The sequence below is a fragment of the Streptomyces sp. NPDC020965 genome, assembly GCF_044333555.1.
Lineage (GTDB): Bacteria > Actinomycetota > Actinomycetes > Streptomycetales > Streptomycetaceae > Streptomyces.
Window position 1 is genome coordinate 1,561,323 of record NZ_JBIRRE010000001.1, and the last position, 20,516, is coordinate 1,581,838.

Below are 20,516 nucleotides of genomic sequence, written 5' to 3' on the forward strand. Positions count from 1 at the left end.
GACCACAGCCCTCCCGCCCCGGTGACCAGCAGCGCGCGACCAGAGCGAAGTGAGCAGAGTGTGAGCACCCCGACCCTCCGCACCCCGACCCACAACAGCCCGCCTCTCCACAGCGCGCCTCTCCACAGCGCGCCGGACGCCAGCCCGCCTGACGCCAGCCCAGTCCGGGGACCCGCCCGGTACCCGGCCGCCACCGGCAGCCCCACCGCCAACAGCCCCATCGGCAGCCCCACCGAGAGCCCCGCCAGCGGCCCCGCCGAGAGCCCAAGCGAGTTGGCCGCCCGACACGGCCTCACCATCAGCGGCGCCCGCCCACCCCTCCCCGCGTACGTCGGACAGCTCTGGGGCCGCCGCCACTTCATCGCCGCGTTCGCGACCGCCCGCCTCACCGCCCAGTACAGCCAGGCGCGGCTGGGCCAGGTCTGGCAGTTGATGACCCCGCTGCTCAACGCCGCCGTCTACTACCTGATCTTCGGCATCCTGCTCGGCACCAGTCGCCAGGTGCCCGACTTCGTACCGTTCCTCGTCACCGGCGTCTTCATCTGGACCTTCACCGCCAATTCGGTCATCAGCGGCACCAAGGCCGTCTCCGGCAACCTCGGGCTGGTGCGCGCGCTGCACTTCCCGCGCGCCTCGCTCCCCATCACCCTCGCACTCCAGCAGCTCCAGCAGTTGCTGTTCTCGCTGGGCGCGCTGGCCGTGATCCTGGTGGGTTTCGGCCAGTTCCCCCGGCCGTCCTGGCTGCTGGCGGTGCCCGCGCTGCTGCTCCAGACCGTCTTCAGCGCCGGCCTGTCGCTGGCGGTCGCCCGGCTCGCCGCCCGTACCCCCGACATCGCCCAACTGATGCCGTTCCTGCTGCGCACCTGGATGTACGTCTCTGGCGTGATGTGGAGCATCCCGACGGTGCTCCGGCATCAGGACCTGCCGGGCTGGGTGCTGATGGCGCTCCAGTGCAATCCGGCCGCCGTCTACATCGATCTGATGCGCTTCGCGCTGATCGACAGCTACACCGCCGCCCAGCTCCCCCCGCATGTGTGGGGCATCGCCCTCGGCTGGGCCGCGCTCTTCGGCGTCGGCGGGTTCATCTACTTCTGGCAGGCCGAGGAGAGGTACGGACGTGGCTGAGCACACCGGGGAGCGCGTCCCGACCGTCGTCGTCGACGATGTGCACATCCACTACCAGGTCAACGGCGGCCGTACGGGGCGGGGCGGGGCGACCGCGGCACTGCGCCGGATCGTCGCGCGCGGGCCGTCGCCGGGCGTCCGAGAGGTCCACGCCGTCAAGGGCGTCAGCTTCGTCGCGTACAAGGGCGAGGCCATTGGCCTGATCGGTTCGAACGGTTCCGGGAAGTCCACCCTCCTCAAGGCCGTCGCGGGGCTACTGCCCCCGTCGGGCGGCACCGTCTTCACCCGAGGACAGCCCTCACTCCTCGGGGTGAACGCCGCGCTGATGGGCGATCTCTCCGGCGAGCGCAATGTCGTGCTCGGTGGGCTCGCGATGGGCATGTCACGCCAGCAGGTCCAGGAACGGTACGACGGCATCGTGGAGTTCTCCGGGATCAACGACCGCGGCGACTTCATCTCGCTCCCCATGCGCACCTACTCGTCGGGCATGGGCGCCCGGTTGCGGTTCTCCATCGCCGCCGCGAAGAGCCATGACGTGCTGCTGATCGACGAGGCGCTGGCGACCGGCGACGCGACGTTCCAGCGGCGCAGCCGGCAGCGGATCGAGGAGCTGCGCGCCGAGGCGGGCACGGTCTTCCTCGTCAGTCACAGCAACACGACCATTACCTCGACCTGCGATCGCGCGCTCTGGCTGGAGGGCGGGCGGCTGCGGATGGACGGCCCGGCGAGAGAGGTCGTCGCGGCGTACGAGGCGTTCACGCGTGGCTGACCACCGCCCCGGACCGTGTCTCCGACCGCCCCGGCCCGGGCCACGCCCGACCGGCCAGGCCATGCCCCCCGACCGGACCGGTCCGGACGCTGACCCCGACCGACCAGGCCCAGGTGGCGAGCCCGACCGACCCTGTCCGGGTGGCGAACCCGACCGACTCGGCCCGGACGGTGACCCCGACCGGCGCGAACCGGACGGTGACCCCGACCGGCTCGGCCCAAGCCGTGGCCCCGGCCCGCCCGGCCCCGACCGCGGGGTAGCCCACTCCGGGCAGGAAATAGCAGAAAATCACCCTAAAACGGGTTAAGGTACCGGCCGATGACCCCTCATCGGATCACCCCGCTCTCGACGGCCCACCACCTCTCCCCGCGCGGAACCCCCTCCCGGAGAGAGGTGGACCCCGGGCACGCCGTCGCGCTGGCCGTCGTCTGGACGGTCACCCGCCTCGGGATGCTGGCGCTGCTGCTGGTGGACCGGATCGGCGACACCGGTGTCGCCGGCGAGGTGCACGCCCTGTACCGGGGCTGGTACGACCAACTCCGCCTCGGCGCATTCCCACTGGACGACGTCACCTGGCAGTACCCGCCGGGCGCCGCCTTCGTCTTCCTCTCCCCCGCCGCCCTGCCCTGGCTCACCTATTTCCAGGCGTTCGTCGTCCTGATCCTGCTCGCCGACGCGGTCATCACCGTCGCCCTGGCCCGCGCGGGAGCACACGGCGCCTGGCTCTGGGTGTGCGCGCTGCCGCTGCTGCTCAATCTGCCGCTGGCCCGCTACGACGTGCCCGTCACCGCCGTCGCCGTACTCGCCCTGCTCGCGACGCGCACCCGGCCCCATCTGGCCGGGGCGCTCGCCGGGATCGGCGCGCTGCTCAAGGTGTGGCCGCTGTTCACCGTGCTGGGTGCACCCCGGGGCCATACGACCCGGGTGATCTGGTTCTCGGCCGCCGCCTCGGCCGCCGTGCTGCTCACCGCGCTGACCGTCGGTTTCCACCACACCCTGGACTTCGTCCGGCAGCAGAGCGCCCGGGGCGTACAGATCGAGTCGCTCGGTGGCATGGTGCTCCAGTTCGCCCGGAAGGCGGGCTGGCGTGGCGAGGTGCGCTTCCAGTACGGGGCGTTCGAGCTGACCGGCCCCTATGTCTCCAGCGTGGCGCGGCTCTCGCTCACGCTGACGGTCCTCGCGTTCTGCTGGCTGGCGCTGTGGCGGATCAGGGCGCGACGCTGGAGCCCGGCCACCCCCTTCGACGCCGCGTTCGCCGCCGTACTCCTCTTCACGGTCACCAGCCGGGTCATCAGCCCGCAGTATCTGATCTGGCTGCTCGGTCTGGCGGCGGTCTGTCTGACCTCCCGGCACACCACTCAGCGGCCGGTGGCGCTGTTGATGGTGCCCACGGCCGCGCTCAGTGCGCTGGCGTTCCCGGTGCTGTACGACGAGGTGGTCGGCGGCAGCACGCTCGGCTGTCTGCTGATGGGGTTGCGCAACGGGCTGCTGTTGCTGGCGGCCGTGGTCTCCTGCCGCCGCCTCTGGCGCGCGACCGTCTGACCGCGCCCGGCTGACCGCCCCCCTGCCGGCCGCCCCCCTGCCGGCTCCGTACGAGCGCCCCCGTACGAACACCGCCGCACAAGCACCGCCGCACAAGCACTCCGGCCAGCCGCCGTACAAGCGCCGCCGCACAAGCGCTCCGGCCAGCCGCCGTACAACCGCCCGGCACCGCCCACGGGCAAAAAGGGTGGCGCGAAATGGGTGGGGGCGCGCTCGCCGAAGCAAGCGCGCCCCCACCCCCGTACATCTCAGCTATGCGTCCGCAGCAACTGCCGCATCGTCCGCATCGCCACCGACAGGTTCGCCAGGTCGAAGGTGTCCGAGCTCTGGATCTCCTCCAGCGTCGCCCGCGCCCGACCCAGGATCGAGGCGTTCTTCTCCTCCCAGGAGGTGAAGCGCTCCTCCGGCGACGAGGACCCATTGCCCACCGACAGCACGTCCGCCGTCAGCATCGCGTGCGCCGCGTACAGGTCCTCGCGGATGGACGCGCGGGCCATGGACTGCCAGCGGTCCGCCCTCGGCAGCTCGATGATCCGATCCATCAGCTGGGTGATCCGCAGCCGGTCACCGAGGTCGTAGTACACCTCGGCGACCGCCAGCGGGTCCTTCTTCACCCGGTCCGCGATGGCGACGATGTCGAGCGTCGGGAACGCGGAGGAGAACCCGGCCACCCGCCGCGCCAGCTCCTCCGGCACCCCGGCCTCGGTCAGCTCGTTGAGAATGCCCTCGTACCAGTCGCGATCGGCGCCGCGCAGCATCTTCGCCAACTCGCCCCAGACCTCCTCGACCCGGTCGGCGAAGAACTCGACGGTCTCGGCCAGCTTCAGCGGCTGCGGACGGTTGCCGAGCAGCCAGCGCGTGCCGCGCTCGACCAGCCGGCGCGAGTGGAGCCGGATCCGGGTCTGGACATCGGCCGGGACCTTGTTGTCCAGCGCCTCGACCGCGTCCCACACCGCGTTCAGCCCGAAGATCTCGCGGGCGGCGGTCTGGGCCCGCACGACCTCCTCGGTCGACGCGCCGGTCTCCTCCCGCAGCCGGTGCAGGAAGGTGGAGCCACCGGTGTTGACCGTGTCGTTGACCAGGATGGTCGTGACGATCTCGCGGCGCAGCGCGTGATGGTCGATGGCGTCGGCGAACGTGTCGCGCAGCGGCTTCGGGAAGTACGCGTGCAGCAGCCGGCGCAGATACGGGTCGTCCGGCAGCTCCGTCCCGATCAGCTCGTCCGCCACCGTGATCTTGGTGTACGCGAGGAGGACGGCCAGTTCCGGCTGGCTCAGGCCGTTCCCGCCCGCCAGCAGCTCACGGATCTGCCGGTCGGTCGGCAGGAACTCCAGCCCCCGGTCGAGCGTCTTCTCCCGGCCGAGCCGGCGCATATAGCGCTGGTGGGCGTGGAGGAGGGACGGCGACTGGGTGACGGCGTTGGAGAGGGCGACGTTCTGCGCGTAGTTGTTGCGCAGCACCAGGGCGCCGACCTCGTCGGTCATCTTCGCCAGTAGCTGATTGCGCTGCTTGACGGTCATATCCCCCTCGGAGACCAGACCGTTGAGCAGGATCTTGATGTTCACCTCGTGGTCGGAGGTGTCCACGCCGGCGCTGTTGTCGATGGCGTCCGTGTTGATCCGGCCGCCGGTGCGGTCGAACTCGATCCGGCCGAGCTGGGTCAGCCCGAGGTTTCCGCCCTCGCCGACGACCTTGGTCCGCAGCTCCTCGCCGTTGACCCGGATGGCGTCATTGGCCTTGTCGCCGACATCGGCGTTGGACTCGGTGGACGCCTTGACGTAGGTGCCGATGCCGCCGTTCCACAGCAGGTCCACGGGGGCCTGCAGGATCACCTTCATCAGCTCGGCGGGGGTCAGCTTGGAGACCCGCCCCTCGATCCCGAGCGCCGCCCGCATCTGCGCGTTGACCGGAATGGACTTGGCCGTACGGGGGTGGATGCCGCCGCCGGACGACAGCAGCTCCTTGTTGTACTCGGCCCAGCTGGAGCGCGGCAGCTCGAAGAGTCGGCGGCGCTCGGCGTACGAGGTCGCCGCGTCCGGGTTCGGGTCGATGAAGATATGCCGGTGGTCGAAGGCGGCCACCAGCCGGATGTGCTCGCTGAGCAGCATTCCGTTGCCGAAGACGTCACCGGACATGTCACCGACACCGACGACCGTGAAGTCCTGGGTCTGGGTGTCGTGGCCCAGCTCGCGGAAGTGCCGCTTGACGGATTCCCAGGCGCCCCGGGCGGTGATGCCCATGCCCTTGTGGTCGTATCCGGCGGAACCGCCGGAGGCGAAGGCGTCCCCAAGCCAGAAGTCGTACGCGACCGCGACCTCATTGGCGATGTCGGAGAAGGACGCGGTGCCCTTGTCGGCGGCGACGACGAGATAGGTGTCCTCGCCGTCGTGCCGGACCACGCCGGCCGGCGGGACGACCTCGCCCGCCACCATGTTGTCGGTGATGTCGAGCAGGGCCGAGATGAACGTCTTGTAGCTGGCGATGCCCTCGGCGAGCCAGGCGTCCCGGTCCACGGACGGGTCGGGGAGCTGCTTGGCGACGAAGCCGCCCTTCGCGCCGACCGGCACGATCACCGTGTTCTTCACCATCTGCGCCTTGACCAGGCCGAGGATCTCCGTACGGAAGTCCTCCCGCCGGTCGGACCAGCGCAGCCCGCCGCGCGCCACCTTGCCGAAGCGCAGGTGCACGCCCTCGACGCGCGGGGAGTAGACCCAGATCTCGTACGCCGGGCGGGGCGCCGGCAGGTCCGGGATGGCCTGCGGGTCGAACTTCATCGACACATAGGAGTGGTGGGCCGCGACCGGCGCCTTCTTCCCGCCCACGGCACCGGCGCTCTGGAAGAAGTTGGTCCGCAGGGTCGCCTTGATGACGGTGAGGAAGGAGCGCAGGATGCGGTCCTCGTCCAGGCTGGCGACCTGGTCGAGCGCGCCGTCCAACTCCTCCAGCAGTCCATCGGTCAGCTCGGTGCCCGCGCGCTGGCGCTCGGGGGACATCCGGGCCTCGAAGAGCGAGACCAGCAACCGGGTGGTGTGGACATTGGTCCGGAGGGTGTCCTCCATGTAGTCCTGGCTGAAGGTGGAACCGGCCTGGCGCAGATACTTCGCGTACGCGCGCAGCACCATCGCCTGCCGCCAGTTCAGCCCGGCGCCGAGGACGAGGGAGTTGAATCCGTCGTTCTCCGCCTCACCGGTCCAGACGGCGGCGAACGCGTCCTGGAACCGCTCCCGCGCGTCGTCGGCGAGATAGTCGCCGTTGCCGGGGGTGAGCGGCATCCGCAGACCGAAGTCGTAGATCCAGGCCAGCGAGCGGTCGGCGCAGCGCAGCTCGTGCGGGCGTTCGTCCACGACCTCGCAGCCGAGCCGTTGGAGGATCGGCAGCACGGCGGAGAGCGAGACCTGCTCACCGGTGCGGTAGATCTTGAAACGGCGCTCGCCGGGGCCCGCGCCGACCGGCTCGTACAGCGAGAGGGCGAAGTTCCGGCCCGCGCTGGTCAGCTCTTCGAGATGGACCAGGTCGGCGACGGCGGAACGCGGCGAGTGCTCGGCCTTGTACCCCTCGGGGAAGGCGTTGCCGTAGCGGCGCAGCAGCTCGGCCGCGCGCTCCTCGCCCAGCTCGGCGTTGAGCGCGTCGGCGAAACCGTCCGCCCATGACCGTGCGGCCTCCACCAGCCGCGCCTCGATGCGCTCGGTGTCGGCGTCGGTGAGGTGCGGCAGCTCGGTGCCGGCCGGGACCCGGACCACGAAGTGGATGCGGGAGAGAATCGATTCGGTGTTCCACGCGGTGAAGTCGACGCTGGTGCCGCCCAGCTCCTCCTTGAGGATGTCGATCAGCCGCAGCCGGACACCGGTGGTGTAGCGGTCGCGCGGCAGATAGACGAGGGCGGAGTAGTAGCGGCCGTATTCGTCCTGGCGCAGATACAGGCGGAGCCGACGTCGCTCCTGGAGGTAGAGCACGCTGGTGACGATGGAACGGAGCTGGTCGACCGGGGTCTGGAACAGCTCGTCGCGGGGGTACGTCTCCAGGATCTGGATCAGATCGCGGCCGTCGTGGCTGTTGGGCGAGAAACCGGCGCCGTCGAGGACCTCGGCGACCTTGCGGCGGACGACGGGCACCCGGCGCACGGACTCGGTGTACGCGGCGGAGGAGAACAGCCCCAGGAAGCGGCGCTCGCCGACGACATTGCCGGCGTCGTCGAACTTCTTGACGCCCACGTAGTCGAGATAGCTGGGCCGGTGCACGGTGGCGCGGCTGTTGGCCTTGGTGAGCACGAGCAGCTTGTGCTCCCGGGCCTTCGCGCGGGCGTCGGCGGGCAGCCGGCTGAAGGACGGGCTGACCGGGTGGTCCTCGTCCTCGGTGTGGTGCGGGTCGGAGCGGAGGATGCCGAGACCGGTGCCGGGGACGGCGGTGAGGACGTCATTCCCGGTGAGCTCGTACTCCCGGTAGCCGAGGAAGGTGAAGTGATCGGCGGCGAGCCAGCGGAGCAGCTCACGGGCCTCTTCGACATCCTGGTCGAGGAGGTCGGCGGCGATCGGCTCCTTCGGCATCTCGTCGGCGATGCGCAGCGCGGCGTCGCGCATCTTCTCCCAGTCCTCGACGGCCTCGCGGACGTCGGAGAGCACCCGCAGCAGATCGGCGGTGATCTGCTTGAGGTCGGCCCGGTCGGTCTCCCGGTCGATCTCGACATGGATCCAGGACTCGACCAGCGCGTCGTGCGGGCGGTCCTTGGACTCCATGAGCCGGGGGTGCTTCTCGTCGTGCAGCACCTCGATGAGCTTGCCGGTGACGTCCCTGCGGACGATGACCTGCGGGTGGATCACGACATGGATGCCGCGGCCCTGGCGGGACAGCTCATTGGTCACCGAGTCGACGAGGAAGGGCATATCGTCCGTGACCACCTCGACGACGGAGTGGCTGCACGTCCAGCCGTTCTCCTCGACCGTCGGGGTGTGCACCCGCACATTGGCCGTGCCCTGGGGGCGGTTCTCGGCCAGTCGATAGTGGGAGAGCGCTGCCCCGAAGACATCGACCGGGTCGCGGTCGGCGAGGTCCTCGGGTGCGGTGTGCAGGTAGTAGCGCTGGAGGTAACCGAGCAGGGCGTCCTGGTCCGGACGCTGCCCTTGCTCGGCCCCGGTGGGAAGTCGTCCCCCACCAGGACTGTTCTCAGCTACCCGGGCGGCCCGTGCGAGCAGCTCGGCCTTGGCTTCGTCCAGCTTGGTCTGCATGTCCTCTGGCTCCTGTCGCGCGCCGTTGCGTGACGTAGGTATAAGAAGCGACGCGACGCCACGACACGGGGTGTCCGGTCCTGGTCGACGTTATGTCGCGATGAGAGATGTCCGAGCCGCAATCGAGGAAATTCAACGATCGGGCCGGTACGAGGGGATCAGCCATCGCCCCGGCGCGGTGGCGCTCCGGGCGCAGGCCGGGGGCTTCGCTGCCCCCAGGGCTTATCGCGCTGATCACGGCTCCAGGCTATCGCCCCGCCCCCCTCTATCGTCATGAGCCGTATGTGTACAAAAGAGGGTCCGGAAGTTTGACACTCCGGACAGCGACACAGGTCCTGTTGGCAGACTGTCCTCCGCCGGCGCACGTTGCCGGGTGCCGGCACCCGGCCGGCCGCACCGACCCCGCTCCGACCAGCGGGGATGCCGCCCTCTCTCGCCACTTCCCGATCCTCCTCGTCTCTCCTCGTACGAGCCGCCGCCACCCGAGTCCCGTCATCCACCGTTTCCCGCACCCCCGATGCCGCACTCCCGACGTGGCACGTATCACGTCGCCCGCGCTCCGTCGCGGGATCCGTCCTCCATCCGGGAGCAGCCATGACAGCCAAGGTCCTGATCCTCACCGGCGACGCAGCCGAGTCCCTCGAAGTCCTCTACCCCTACCAGCGTCTGCTGGAGGAGGGGTACGAGGTCCATATCGCGGCCCCCTCCCGTAAGAAGCTTCAGTTCGTGGTGCACGACTTCGAGCCGGGCTTCGACACCTACACCGAGAAGCCGGGCTACACCTGGCCCGCCGATCTGGCCTTCGCCGAGGTCGACCCCGGGCAGTACGCGGCGGTGGTCATCCCCGGCGGGCGCGCCCCGGAGTACCTGCGCAACGATCCGGAGCTGCGCAAGATCCTCAAGGCGTTCTTCGACGCGGACAAGCCGGTGGCCCAGATCTGCCACGGGCCGCTGCTGACGGCGGCCGTCGGCGGCCTGGCGGGCCGCCGGGTCACCGCGTACCCCGCGCTGGAACCGGACGTACGGGCGGCGGGCGGGACCTTTCAGGACACGGAGGCGGTCGTCGACGGCAAGCTGGTGTCGTCCCGCGCCTGGCCGGACCACCCGGCGTGGATGCGGGAATTCCTGAAGGTGCTGCGAGCACAGGGGTAGCGCCCCGCGGCCTCCGGGGCCTGGCCCGTCGCCGAGGGGCCAGGTCCGGGTAGCGGGGCCGGGGTCGGGGCCGGGGAGGCCGGCGTGAGGAGTACGGCGGCCTCCCGCACCCCCGCATCCCGCACCCGGTGCGCCCCGCGGAGACGGACCGCCCGGGAAGACCGCCCGGCTCACACCCCGAGGCTCCACACCCCGAGGCTCCACACCCCGAGGCTCCACACCCCACTGGCGCTCGGCTCACACCCCAGGGGCTCCGACGCCCGTCGGCTCACGCCACCAGGCGTATCGCCTCTTCCACCGCCTCCGTCAGGGTGTCCACCACCGGCACCCCCACCTCCTCCAGGATCGCCCTGCTGTGCGATCCGCCCGTGTACAGCACCGCCCGCGCGCCCACGTGCGCCGCCGCGAGCGCGTCGTCCACCGCGTCCCCGATGACCACCGTGCGCTCCGGGGCCGCGGTCCCCATCAGCGCCGCGAGATGCCGCTCCATATGCACCGCCTTCGAGCCACCGGACGGCCCCGTCCGCCCGTCCACCCGGACGAAGTGGCTCTCGATCCCATAGCCCCGGACGACCGGGACCAGCTCATCGTGCTCGTACATGCTCAGGAGGGACTGGCTGTGCCCCGCCCGCCGCCACTCCCCCAGCAGCTCCTCGACCCCGTCCGTCAGCCCGCACGCCACCCGGTGCTCGGCGTAGTGCCGGTGGAAGATCACATCCATGGTCAGCCACTCGGCGTCCGTGGGCATCCGCCCGAGCAGTCGCTCGTAGAAGAGGGGGATCGGTATGCAGTACAGCTCCCGGTAGCGCTCCAGCGTGATCGGCGGCAGACCGATCTCCGCGAACGCGGCATTCGTCGCGGCGATCACCGCCGTGACGTCGTTGAGCAGTGTGCCGTTCCAGTCCCAGACCAGATGCCGGCCTGGATCCGCTGGACTCCCCACATTCATCCCCATGCCGAAAACCGTACCCGCCCGGTCTGACAATCGGCCGGCCCGGGAACGGAATCGCAGGTCAGGCCAAGAGGTTGGGGATCTCTTGGATCCCGTACCAGAGCAGCTCATGGTCCTCAGCGCCGTCCACCGTGAACTGGGCGTCACCGTCGCCGTGGTCGGCCGCCCCGAGCGCGCCGGCCGCCGCGGTCACATCGTCCACCGCGTCGTCGGCGTCCACGTGCACCGCCGCCGCCGTCACCAGCCGCACCGGGCCGGTGATCCGCACCTCTCCCAGCGAACCGGCGTCCAGCGCCCGGTCCGGGTCGGCGACCGCGTCCCCGTCCCGCACGTCCACGGCCACGACCACGCGTCGCCGGGGCACGTCCGGGGCACCAGCGATCAGCCGCAGCGAGGCCGCCGCGGCACGGTTGAGGGCCGCGTACTCCAGCTCCTCGATGTCGTCGGAGACGTACCACTCGCGCAGCCCGGGGGTGACGCCGTACGCGGTCACCGGGCCGGGGCCCAGCTCGCCCTTCCGGTGCGCCTCTGCGAGACCGGAGAGGGTCAGGGGGACGTAGACGCGCATGAGTGGCCGCTTTCGTAGTCGGAAGACGCCCAGGATACGTCGGGGGTGTCCCTCCTTCGGGCTGCCGCCGCCACCCCCGTGGAACGTCCACCCGGGGCCCTCCGGACTCGCTTCTGGCGGGCTCCCCCAAAGGCCCTGTCACCCGGATAGGCGATTCTGCCCGGCGCCGACCCCGGGGAGATCGCCCGTTGCGGCGGGCGCCCTCTCCCCCGTAGAAGATCGGCCAACGAAGTTACCGCTCGGTACGGAGTTGGCCGGGCACCACGGGACGGGGGACGGCACACATGGACAGGACACGACCCGCAGTCCGACGCGACCAGCGGGGACCCGCGGACAGGAGCGACCGGCGGGGGGTCTCGGCACGGAGCGACCGGCGAGGGGCCGGCGCGGTCGCGGCATCGGCGATGGCCCGCGCCCGTCGGCAGAACCACCCGCACTACTGGTTCGCCGACCGCCTCCTCGCGGTGCTCAGTGGTCGCCGCCCGGTGCACTGGATGCTCGGCCACACGGTCGGCGAGGCGTACGAACAGCTCGTCCAGCTCGCCCCTGGCGCACCCTTACGCCCGGCGGAACGAGTGGTCCCCGTCGTGCGGCACTGCGGTGAGTACCACCCCGGCCCCGGGGTGATCGAGGCATTCGCCCGAATCGGCTCGGGCGACCGGGTCAGTGCGATGGCCTTCCGGCTGGAACAGGGCGCGGACCAGCGCTGGCGGTGCTCCGCCGTGGAGCTGGGCGGCAGCCGCGTCGGCGGCCCCGGCCGATAGCCCACGCCTCCCACACGCCTCCCATCCGCCCGCCCCGGCCTCGCCCACAGGAGACCCGGGCGAGCCGCCCCGGCGGATCCGCCGAGATGACGGGCCGGACAAGCGCCACCGACCAGCGCCACCGAGGCAGGCCGAACGCCACGGAAACGGCCGGACGGAGTGCGCGAAAGGCCGGACCGGGGCCACGGAGAGCCGACCAGACCGGAAGCAGGTCAGGGCCCCGGGCCGGGAGGACAGGTCCGGAGGCAGGTCAGGGCCCCGGGCTGGAGAGCAGGTCCGGAGGCAGGTCAGGGAGGACAGGTCCGGAGGCAGGTCAGGGGGACAGGTCGGGGAGCCGGGCCGGGAACAGCGTCAGGGACGGGCCCAGGGATATGGCCGGAGCGGAAGACGGCCGGCCAGAGGGGCTCTCCCAGGGCCCACGAGGCACTCTCCGGCGGCCACCACGGGCCCGGGCATGGCGGGCCCGGGAGCGCGGAACGGCCGGGGGCCGGACACCACATCGATGTCCGGCCCCCGGCCTCGTACACACGCCGCCGTGCACGGCCACCCCGAAGGGCGTCCCACACGGAGTGGAGCGCCTCTCAGAGCACCCCGCGCACCGGCGTCACTTCTTGCGGCGACGTCCGCCGGAGCCCTTCTGCGCCTTGCGCCGCTCCGCACGCGTCATCCCGTCCGTCTCCGAACGCGCCGGCTGGTCGGTGGCAAAGTCGCCCTCGACGACACCGCCCTCGCCGTCCACCGTGGGCGCGGAGAAGTGCAGCCGGTCCGGACGCTGCGGCGCCTCCAGGCCCTTCGCCCGGATCTCCGGACGCGCCGCCGCGGGCACCGCGTCCTTCTTGTCCAGCGAGGGGCGCTCGGCGGAGTCCTGCACCGGGACCTCCTCGACCTGCTGCTCGACCTGGACCTCCAGGTTGAACAGGTAGCCGACGGACTCCTCCTTGATGCCCTCCATCATGGCGGTGAACATGTCGAAGCCCTCGCGCTGGTACTCCACCAGCGGGTCCTTCTGCGCCATGGCGCGCAGCCCGATGCCCTCCTGGAGATAATCCATCTCGTAGAGGTGCTCGCGCCACTTGCGGTCCAGCACGGAGAGGACCACACGCCGCTCCAGCTCGCGCATGATCTCCGAGCCGAGCTGCTTCTCGCGCTCCTCGTACTGGTCGTGAATGTCGTCCTTGACGGACTCGGCGATGAAGTCGGCCGTGATCCCGGCCCGGTCGCCGACCGTCTCTTCCAGGTCCTCGACGGTGGTCTTCACCGGGTAGAGCTGCTTGAACGCGCCCCACAGCCGGTCCAGGTCCCACTCCTCGGCGAAGCCCTCGACGGTCTCCGCCTGGATGTAGGCGTCGATGGTGTCGTCCATGAAGTGGCGGATCTGCTCGTGCAGGTCCTCGCCCTCCAGGACGCGGCGGCGCTCGGCGTAGATGACCTTGCGCTGCCGGTTGAGGACGTCGTCGTACTTCAGGACGTTCTTACGCGTCTCGAAGTTCTGCTGCTCGACCTGGGACTGGGCGGACGCGATGGCGCGCGTCACCATCTTGTTCTCGATCGGGACGTCGTCCGGGACGTTGGCCATGGCCATCACGCGCTCGACCATCTGGGCCTTGAACAGGCGCATCAGATCGTCACCGAGCGAGAGGTAGAACCGGGACTCGCCGGGGTCACCCTGACGGCCGGAACGACCGCGGAGCTGGTTGTCGATACGGCGCGACTCATGCCGCTCGGTGCCCAGCACATAGAGCCCGCCGAGGTCCTTGACCTCTTCGAACTCCGCCTTGACGGCCTGCTCGGCCCGCTCCAGGGCGGCGGGGAGGGCCGCGGCCCACTCCTCGACGTGCTCGACCGGGTCCAGACCCTGCTGGCGCAGCTCCGCCTCGGCGAGATCGTCCGGGTTGCCACCGAGCTTGATGTCGGTGCCTCGGCCGGCCATGTTCGTCGCGACGGTGACCGCGCCCTTGCGGCCGGCCTGGGCGACGATGATCGCCTCACGGTCGTGCTGCTTGGCGTTGAGGACCTCGTGCTGGACGCCGCGCTTGTTGAGCTGCTGCGAGAGGTACTCGGACTTCTCGACCGACGTCGTACCGACGAGGATCGGCTGGCCCTTCTCGTGCTTCTCCGCGATGTCGTCCACGACCGCCGCGAACTTGGCGACCTCGGTGCGGTAGATCAGGTCCGACTGGTCGGCGCGGACCATGGGGCGGTTCGTCGGGATGGGCACGACGCCGAGCTTGTAGATCTGGTGGAACTCGGATGCCTCGGTCATCGCCGTACCGGTCATACCGGACAGCTTGCCGTAGAGCAGGAAGAAGTTCTGGAGGGTGATGGTGGCAAGGGTCTGGTTCTCGTCCTTGATGTCCACCCCTTCCTTCGCCTCGATCGCCTGGTGCATGCCCTCGTTGTAGCGGCGACCGGCGAGGATACGGCCGGTGTGCTCGTCGACGATCATGACTTCGCCGTCGATGACGACGTAGTCCTTGTCCTTCTTGAAGAGTTCCTTGGCCTTGATCGCGTTGTTGAGGTAACCGACGAGCGGGGTGTTCACCGACTCGTAGAGGTTGTCGATACCGAGCCAGTCCTCGACCTTCGCGACACCGGCCTCGTGGATGGCGACGGTCCGCTTCTTCTCGTCGACCTCGTAGTCGCCGGTCTCCTCGATGCCCTTGAGGCTGTTACCGGCCTCGCCCTTGGTGAGGCGCGTGACGAGCTTGGCGAAGTCTCCGTACCACTTGGTGGCCTGGTCGGCGGGGCCGGAGATGATCAGCGGCGTACGGGCCTCGTCGACGAGGATCGAGTCGACCTCGTCCACGATCGCGTAGTTGTGGCCACGCTGGACCAGCTCCTCCTGCGACCACGCCATGTTGTCGCGGAGGTAGTCGAAGCCGAACTCGTTGTTCGTGCCGTAGGTGATGTCACAGGCGTACTGCTCGCGGCGCTGCGCGGGCGTCATGTTCGCCAGGATGCAGCCGACGTTCAGACCGAGGAACTTGTGAACGCGCCCCATCATCTCGGAGTCGCGCTCGGCCAGGTAGTCGTTGACCGTGATCAGGTGGACGCCCTTGCCGGAGAGCGCGTTGAGATACGCGGGCAGCGTGCCGACGAGGGTCTTGCCCTCACCGGTCTTCATCTCGGCGACATAGCCGAGGTGCAGGGCGGCGCCGCCCATCATCTGCACGTCGTAGTGACGCTGGCCGAGGACGCGCTTGGCGGCCTCGCGGACGGTCGCGAACGCCTCGGGAAGCAGGTCGTCGAGGCTGGCACCCTCGGCGAAGCGAGCTTTGTACTCTTCCGTGAGCGCCCGCAACTCGGCGTCGGAGAGGCTGACGAAGTCCTCTTCGATGGAGCTGACCTGGTCCGCGATGCGGTGCAGTTTGCGCAGGATCTTGCCTTCGCCTGCACGCATGAGCTTGTTGAAGACGGACACTGAGGTGGGTCTCCTTGCCGATCGGGCCTTGGCTGAGTCGTGGTGGACACTGGCGCGGGCACGGCGGGTAGGTCCCACCGCAACGGCCATCGTAAGCGAGGACCCCACCGGCTCGGGAAGTCCGCGGTCGACCTGGCCGGCCGATACCCGTAGGGAAGAACGCGCGGGAGGCGCTGAAGGTGCCGGTGCGGCACGAAAAGTACTCGCTTCCGTTCTGGGCCGCCGGGCAGAATCCGGACATGGAGCCCATCACCCTCACGACCGACCGCCTGCTGCTGCGCACCGTCACCCCTGACGACACAGAGACCATCCATCAGGCATGTCAGGATCCCGACATCCAGCGCTGGACCACGGTCCCCTCCCCGTACGAACTCCGGCATGCGGCCGAGTTCACCGGCCGGATGGTCCCCGAGGGCTGGCGGACGGGCACCATGTGCACCTTCGCCGTCGTACCGCGCGCTGACGGCCCCCTGATGGCGACGGTCGCGGTCACTCTGCGCACCCAGCCGGACACCTGGGAGATCGGCTACTGGACCGGCGCGGAGCACCGGGGGCGCGGCATCATGCGGGAGGCCGTGGGCGCGCTCGCGCGCTGGACCTTCACCGGGCTGGGCGCGGCCCGGCTGGAGTGGCGGGCCGAAGTCGGCAACACGGCCTCGCGGGCGGTCGCCGAGAAGGCGGGCTTCGTGGTCGAGGGCGAACTGCGCGCGGGAATGCTCAACAACGGCACCATGCGGGACGTCTGGGTCGGCGCGCTGCTCCCGTCGGACCTGGGGCTGACGGGCCCGTACCCGTACCTCCCGGCCCGTGAGCCGCACCAGTAAGGACTGTCGTCACGCCGTGATCCGGCCGGCCGGGGACGGTCCGGGGCCGCGCGTCCGCTGTCAGTGCGGCCGTCTATCGTGCGAACCATGACGACGACGCCGCCTCCCGCCGCCGAACTCTCCGCCGACGAGGCCCGCCGTATCGCGCTGCGCGCCCAAGGGCTCCTGGGCGCGCCGGATAGACGGTCGGGTGTACGGGGGGTGCTGCGGCACCTGGGCGCCGTGCAGCTCGACACGATCTCCGTACTGGCCCGCTCCCACGAGCTGATTCCGTACGCCCGTCTCGGCGCCGTCGGTCGCCGCACGGTGGAGGACGCGTACTGGACCGGGGGCCACGGCTTCGAGTACTGGTCGCACGCGGCCTGTGTGCTGCCCGTCGAGGAGTGGCCGCACTTCGCGTTCCGCCGCCGCGCCTACCGGGCCCGCCCGCACTGGCACCACGACCTTCCCGACGGCGTCTACGAGAAGGTGATCAATCAGCTGCGCACCGAGGGCCCCCTCACCGCGACGGAGTTGGGCGGCGCGAAGAACGGCGGCGAGTGGTGGGACTGGTCCGCCTCCAAGGTCGCCGTGGAACGCGCGCTGATGTACGGCGAGGTGGTCTGCACCGAGCGGCGCGGCTGGAAGCGGATCTACGATCTGGCCGAGCGCGCCATCCCCGCCGAGTTCCTCGGGGTCGAGCCGGACGACGCGGAGTGTGTGCGTCGGCTCGTGCGGCTGGCCGGACGGTCACTGGGGGTGGGGACCCGGGCGGACATCGCCGACTACCACCGCCTCAGGGGCGAGCAGTTCGACGCGGTGGTCGAGGACTCCGGTCTGGTGCCGGTCACGGTCGAGGGCTGGGCCAAGCCCGCGTGGGCGGACCCGGAGGCGCTGGCGACCGTCCCGCGCGGCAGGCACCGCACGACGCTGCTCTCACCGTTCGACTCACTGATCTGGGAGCGGGCGCGGACGGAGCGGATCTTCGGTTTCACCCATCGCCTGGAGGCGTACGTCCCCAAGCCGAAGCGGGTGTACGGGTATTTCGCGATGCCGCTGCTGTCGGGCGGCAGGCTGCTGGGCCGGGTCGATCCGGCGCGCGAGGGGACCACGCTGGTGGCCAAGCAGGTATCGCTGGACACCCCGAAGGCGGTCGGGCCGATGGCGCTGGCGCTGCGCGAGGCCGCCGAGTGGGTGGGCTGCGACACGGTGCGGGTGGAGCGGGTCGACCGCCCCGAGCTGACCGCCCCGCTGATCGCGGCCCTCGGCTGAGCACACGCCCCCTCGGCCCCCCGCCCGCGGGCGGGGGGCCGAGGGGGCGTGCCGCGACGGCGTGGCCGGGGGCGGTCCCGCTAGCGGATCTCCAGGATCTTCTCCCGCATGGCGTAGACCACGGCTTCCATCCGGGAGTGGAGCTGCAATTTCTCCAGGATGTTGCGGACGTGGTTCTTCACGGTGTTCTCGGAGATGAACAGCTGCTTGGCGATATCGCGGTTGTTCATGCCCGTGGCGACGAGTTTGAGCACTTCCAGCTCCCGGTCGGTAAGCCGGGGCGCGGGCACGAGCCGGCGCTCGTCGGTGCGCTGGATCATCGATTTGAACTCGGTGAGGAGTTTGGACGCCATCGACGGACTGATCTGCGACTGCCCGTCGGCAACCGCGCGGATGGCCGTGGCCACCTCGTCGGTGGAGATCTCCTTGAGGAGGTAGCCGGTGGCCCCCGCCTTGATCGCATCGTAGAGGTCGGCCTCCTCGTCGCTGATCGTCAACATGATGATCTTCGCGCTGGGGGCCACCTCCTTGATGGAGGTACATGCCTCGATGCCACCGCGCCGGGGCATCCGCACATCCATCAGCACGATGTCGGGGAGCAGGTCGGCGGCCTTGTCCACCGCCTCGGCGCCGTCGCCCGCCTCGCCGACGACCTGGATGTCCTCCTCCTGAAAGAGGACGATCTCCAGCCCGCGGCGGAAGAGGGCGTGGTCATCCACCACGAGGACCCGAATCGGTTCGGCACGGGAGCCGCCGGTCGCCGTACGGGCCTCGGCGACTCCGCCTCCGGCGTCGGCCGTGCCGTCGTGCACCGGCCCGAAGCTGTCCGCCATCGTTCCTCCCCCTGAAGGCAGTGACCTGAAGGGCATATTCATTCAGGTTCGCCAACACCCGTGCATGGCGCACCGGTTGGCCTAGGACGCCATGCTTTCATGCTCCGGCGGCAGAACGGTGATCCTCGGGTGGCACGGTGATGCCCCCGCCGGGCGCACAGGGCGCTCCAGGGGGCACCACCGCTCCCACGCATCCTGGGTGTGACCCCGGCCTGGGGGTCAGCCGCCGAGCGCGCCTCCCGCGCCGCCACCCTCGGTCCCGGCCAGCGGGTCGGTCTCCAGGTGGATGACGCCATAGTCATAGGCGTGCCGTCGGTAGACGACACTGGGCTGCTTCGTCTCGGACTCGACGAAGAGGTAGAAGTCGTGCCCGACGAGTTCCATCTCGTAGAGCGCCTGGTCGAGGGACATCGGCGCGGCGGTGTGGATCTTCTCGCGCACCACCAGCGGCCCATCGCCCTGGACTTCGAGCGAGCCGACCTTGGTGGTGGTCGGAGGGGCGTTCTCCGGCTCCTCGTCGACCAGGAGGTTGCCGTCGCCGTCCAACTCGGCCACACCGGGGACGACATCGGGCACCTCGGCCGCGGACAGACGTCCGCTGCCGCGGCGGTCGTATCGCTTGTCGTGCTGCTTGCGCAGCCGCGCTTCGAGCTTGCCGGTGGCAAGGTCGAGTGCGGCGTACGGGTCACCGGCCGCGGCCTCCGCCCGGATCACCGGGCCCCTGGAGTGAAGTGTGATCTCCACGCGGTCGGAACGGTCCGCCTGCCGCGGGTTGTGCTCCTTGGACACCTCGACATCCAGGCTGATCACCTTGGCGTCGAGCTTCTGGATCTTGTCCAGCTTCAGCTTCTCGGCCACGTGCTTGCGGAACCGCTCCGGCACCTCGGTCTTGCGGCCCTTGACGACGATGTCCACGCAGAACTCCGTTCCCGGATTGCTCCGCCCGCTCATAGCTGCGGAGCGTCTCCCTCTTGCACCAGACTCCGGTGAGTGCCGGAGTCTCGGACTTAGGCGACTTTCACCTCCTCCTCCCCAGAGGACAAGATCCCCACCCCACCAATTTCGAGGTTTTCCGCTGCCCGAATCCGGGCCGAAGCACGGCGGTGCATTCGGTGAGGTACTGCATCCGCATTCGCGGATCCTCACAACCGAACATAGCTCCATCGGGCGGGTGGCGGCACCCGCTACCAGCGCGTACCTCCGTTCGGAGGGTTTCTGTCTCTTACTGGCTGCAACGTTCCGCCTTCCCCGTCAGTTCCGATTTATTTCGAAAGACATCGGCGGTACCGCGACAACCGCCGCCCGGGGCGGGATTAATCCGCTAAAGCGCTCTTCCGAGGCCGCGCGGAGGGCACGGGACGCCTCTGCGAGGGTGGCGCCCGTCGTCATGAGATCGTCCACCAGGACCGTCCTGGCGCCCGTCAGCAGCCGTCCGGCGCCGGGGGCGACCACCAGGGCCCCGGCCATGTTCGCCGCCCTCTCTGGGGCCGTGAGAGCCGACTGGTCGGCCACCTCCCGCCGCTGCCGCAGCACCGGGAGCAGCCGCGCCTGGCACCCCGTACGGCGTAGCTCAGCCGCCGCGGCCAGGGCCATCCGTCTGGTCGCGTCCTGTCCGCGCGCCCGCACCGCGCGCCGGGCCGACGGCACCGGCACGAGCAGCACCGGCCCCTCGGCGGTCCTCGGCACCACCGCGCGCACCGCGCCCGCGAGCGCGATCCCCAGCGGCCGAGCCAGGCCCAGCGCACCCCGCTCCTTGTGGGCGAGCAGCACGGCCCGCACCGCGTCGGCGTACGGAGCCGACGCGAAGACCTCCGGCAGGCCCGGGAGCGTGGGGACGGGCCGCGCCCGGCGAGCGGCGGAGCCGTACAGCTCCCGCGCACATCCTTCACAGAGCGGCGTCCGGGGAACGCCACAGCCGCCACACGCGGCCGGCAGCACCAGGCCCGCGATCTCCTGCCACCACCCGCGCATGAACACCACTGTGCCAAGGGTCCCGAAGTGCCGCCACCCCTGTGGAAAACTCACCGGATCCGATGCCGAAGGCCCGGCACACAGTGCCGGGCCTTCGGTGCGAAACGGAATGTCCGCGCTGG

At 70.2% G+C, this 20,516-nt stretch carries 14 protein-coding genes; 7 read left to right on the forward strand and 7 right to left on the reverse strand.

Annotation, left to right across the window (positions count from 1 at the left end):
• The first annotated feature begins 219 nt into the window (after window positions 1-219).
• The 3 genes from ACH4S7_RS06745 to ACH4S7_RS06755 all read left to right on the forward strand — a co-directional run bounded on the left by ACH4S7_RS06745 (window position 220) and on the right by ACH4S7_RS06755 (window position 3,436).
• Window positions 220-1,125: an ABC transporter permease gene (locus tag ACH4S7_RS06745; RefSeq protein WP_398520060.1), complete on the forward strand. Its 906-nt coding sequence runs from the start codon at window positions 220-222 to the stop codon at window positions 1,123-1,125.
• Complete coding sequence (locus ACH4S7_RS06750; protein ID WP_398519951.1) at window positions 1,118-1,894, forward strand: ABC transporter ATP-binding protein; 777 nt, start codon at window positions 1,118-1,120, stop codon at window positions 1,892-1,894. Before ACH4S7_RS06745 ends, ACH4S7_RS06750 begins: the two co-directional genes overlap by 8 nt.
• Window positions 1,895-2,212: 318 nt before the next feature.
• Complete coding sequence (locus ACH4S7_RS06755) at window positions 2,213-3,436, forward strand: glycosyltransferase 87 family protein (protein ID WP_398519952.1); 1,224 nt, start codon at window positions 2,213-2,215, stop codon at window positions 3,434-3,436.
• Between the two features lie 248 nt (window positions 3,437-3,684).
• On the opposite strand, the gene ACH4S7_RS06760 is transcribed toward ACH4S7_RS06755, so the two are convergent.
• Window positions 3,685-8,658, reverse strand: a complete 4,974-nt coding sequence (locus tag ACH4S7_RS06760) for an NAD-glutamate dehydrogenase (protein WP_398519953.1) — start codon at window positions 8,656-8,658, stop codon at window positions 3,685-3,687.
• A gap of 594 nt (window positions 8,659-9,252) precedes the next feature.
• Here ACH4S7_RS06760 and ACH4S7_RS06765 point away from each other — a divergent pair.
• Window positions 9,253-9,810 (forward strand): DJ-1/PfpI family protein, encoded by a 558-nt coding sequence (locus tag ACH4S7_RS06765; protein WP_398519954.1) that lies wholly within the window; start codon window positions 9,253-9,255, stop codon window positions 9,808-9,810.
• A gap of 268 nt (window positions 9,811-10,078) precedes the next feature.
• Here the strand turns inward: ACH4S7_RS06765 and ACH4S7_RS06770 are convergent, their stop codons facing one another.
• Window positions 10,079-10,765 carry an HAD family hydrolase gene (locus tag ACH4S7_RS06770; protein WP_398519955.1) on the reverse strand — a complete coding sequence of 229 codons (687 nt, stop codon included), beginning with the start codon at window positions 10,763-10,765 and terminating at the stop codon, window positions 10,079-10,081.
• Window positions 10,766-10,823: 58 nt separating this feature from the next.
• Window positions 10,824-11,330, reverse strand: coding sequence for a DUF6912 family protein (locus tag ACH4S7_RS06775; protein ID WP_398519956.1), 507 nt, complete (start codon window positions 11,328-11,330; stop codon window positions 10,824-10,826).
• Between the two features lie 284 nt (window positions 11,331-11,614).
• Here ACH4S7_RS06775 and ACH4S7_RS06780 point away from each other — a divergent pair, with 284 nt between their 5' ends.
• A complete protein-coding gene (locus ACH4S7_RS06780) occupies window positions 11,615-12,094 on the forward strand; it encodes an Rv3235 family protein (RefSeq protein ID WP_398519957.1) in 480 nt (159 codons plus the stop codon).
• Between the two features lie 604 nt (window positions 12,095-12,698).
• On the opposite strand, the gene secA is transcribed toward ACH4S7_RS06780, so the two are convergent.
• A complete protein-coding gene (gene secA, locus ACH4S7_RS06785; RefSeq protein WP_398519958.1) occupies window positions 12,699-15,515 on the reverse strand; it encodes a preprotein translocase subunit SecA in 2,817 nt (938 codons plus the stop codon).
• A 239-nt stretch (window positions 15,516-15,754) separates the two neighbouring features.
• Between secA and ACH4S7_RS06790 the strand changes: the two genes are divergently transcribed.
• Window positions 15,755-16,339 carry a GNAT family N-acetyltransferase gene (locus tag ACH4S7_RS06790; protein ID WP_398519959.1) on the forward strand — a complete coding sequence of 195 codons (585 nt, stop codon included), beginning with the start codon at window positions 15,755-15,757 and terminating at the stop codon, window positions 16,337-16,339.
• Between the two features lie 87 nt (window positions 16,340-16,426).
• Entirely contained in the window at window positions 16,427-17,590 is a 1,164-nt protein-coding gene (locus tag ACH4S7_RS06795) for a winged helix-turn-helix domain-containing protein (RefSeq protein WP_398519960.1), read from the forward strand.
• A gap of 80 nt (window positions 17,591-17,670) precedes the next feature.
• On the opposite strand, the gene ACH4S7_RS06800 is transcribed toward ACH4S7_RS06795, so the two are convergent.
• The 3 genes from ACH4S7_RS06800 to ACH4S7_RS06810 all read right to left on the reverse strand — a co-directional run bounded on the left by ACH4S7_RS06800 (window position 17,671) and on the right by ACH4S7_RS06810 (window position 20,394).
• Complete coding sequence (locus ACH4S7_RS06800; RefSeq protein ID WP_398519961.1) at window positions 17,671-18,423, reverse strand: response regulator; 753 nt, start codon at window positions 18,421-18,423, stop codon at window positions 17,671-17,673.
• Window positions 18,424-18,642: 219 nt separating this feature from the next.
• A complete protein-coding gene (gene hpf / locus ACH4S7_RS06805; protein ID WP_398520061.1) occupies window positions 18,643-19,338 on the reverse strand; it encodes a ribosome hibernation-promoting factor, HPF/YfiA family in 696 nt (231 codons plus the stop codon).
• A gap of 336 nt (window positions 19,339-19,674) precedes the next feature.
• A complete protein-coding gene (locus tag ACH4S7_RS06810; protein ID WP_398519962.1) occupies window positions 19,675-20,394 on the reverse strand; it encodes a ComF family protein in 720 nt (239 codons plus the stop codon).
• Window positions 20,395-20,516 lie beyond the last annotated feature (122 nt).

Excerpts from the sequence above, each read along its gene's own strand:
- ACH4S7_RS06755 (WP_398519952.1), top strand. The coding sequence starts at position 2,213 with ATGACCCCTCATCGGATCACCCCGCTCTCGACGGCCCACCACCTCTCC.
- ACH4S7_RS06760 (WP_398519953.1), bottom strand. The coding sequence starts at position 8,658 with ATGCAGACCAAGCTGGACGAAGCCAAGGCCGAGCTGCTCGCACGGGCC.
- ACH4S7_RS06765 (WP_398519954.1), top strand. The coding sequence starts at position 9,253 with ATGACAGCCAAGGTCCTGATCCTCACCGGCGACGCAGCCGAGTCCCTC.
- ACH4S7_RS06770 (WP_398519955.1), bottom strand. The coding sequence starts at position 10,765 with ATGGGGATGAATGTGGGGAGTCCAGCGGATCCAGGCCGGCATCTGGTC.
- ACH4S7_RS06775 (WP_398519956.1), bottom strand. The coding sequence starts at position 11,330 with ATGCGCGTCTACGTCCCCCTGACCCTCTCCGGTCTCGCAGAGGCGCAC.
- ACH4S7_RS06780 (WP_398519957.1), top strand. The coding sequence starts at position 11,615 with ATGGACAGGACACGACCCGCAGTCCGACGCGACCAGCGGGGACCCGCG.
- ACH4S7_RS06790 (WP_398519959.1), top strand. The coding sequence starts at position 15,755 with ATGGAGCCCATCACCCTCACGACCGACCGCCTGCTGCTGCGCACCGTC.
- ACH4S7_RS06795 (WP_398519960.1), top strand. The coding sequence starts at position 16,427 with ATGACGACGACGCCGCCTCCCGCCGCCGAACTCTCCGCCGACGAGGCC.
- ACH4S7_RS06800 (WP_398519961.1), bottom strand. The coding sequence starts at position 18,423 with ATGGCGGACAGCTTCGGGCCGGTGCACGACGGCACGGCCGACGCCGGA.
- ACH4S7_RS06810 (WP_398519962.1), bottom strand. The coding sequence starts at position 20,394 with ATGCGCGGGTGGTGGCAGGAGATCGCGGGCCTGGTGCTGCCGGCCGCG.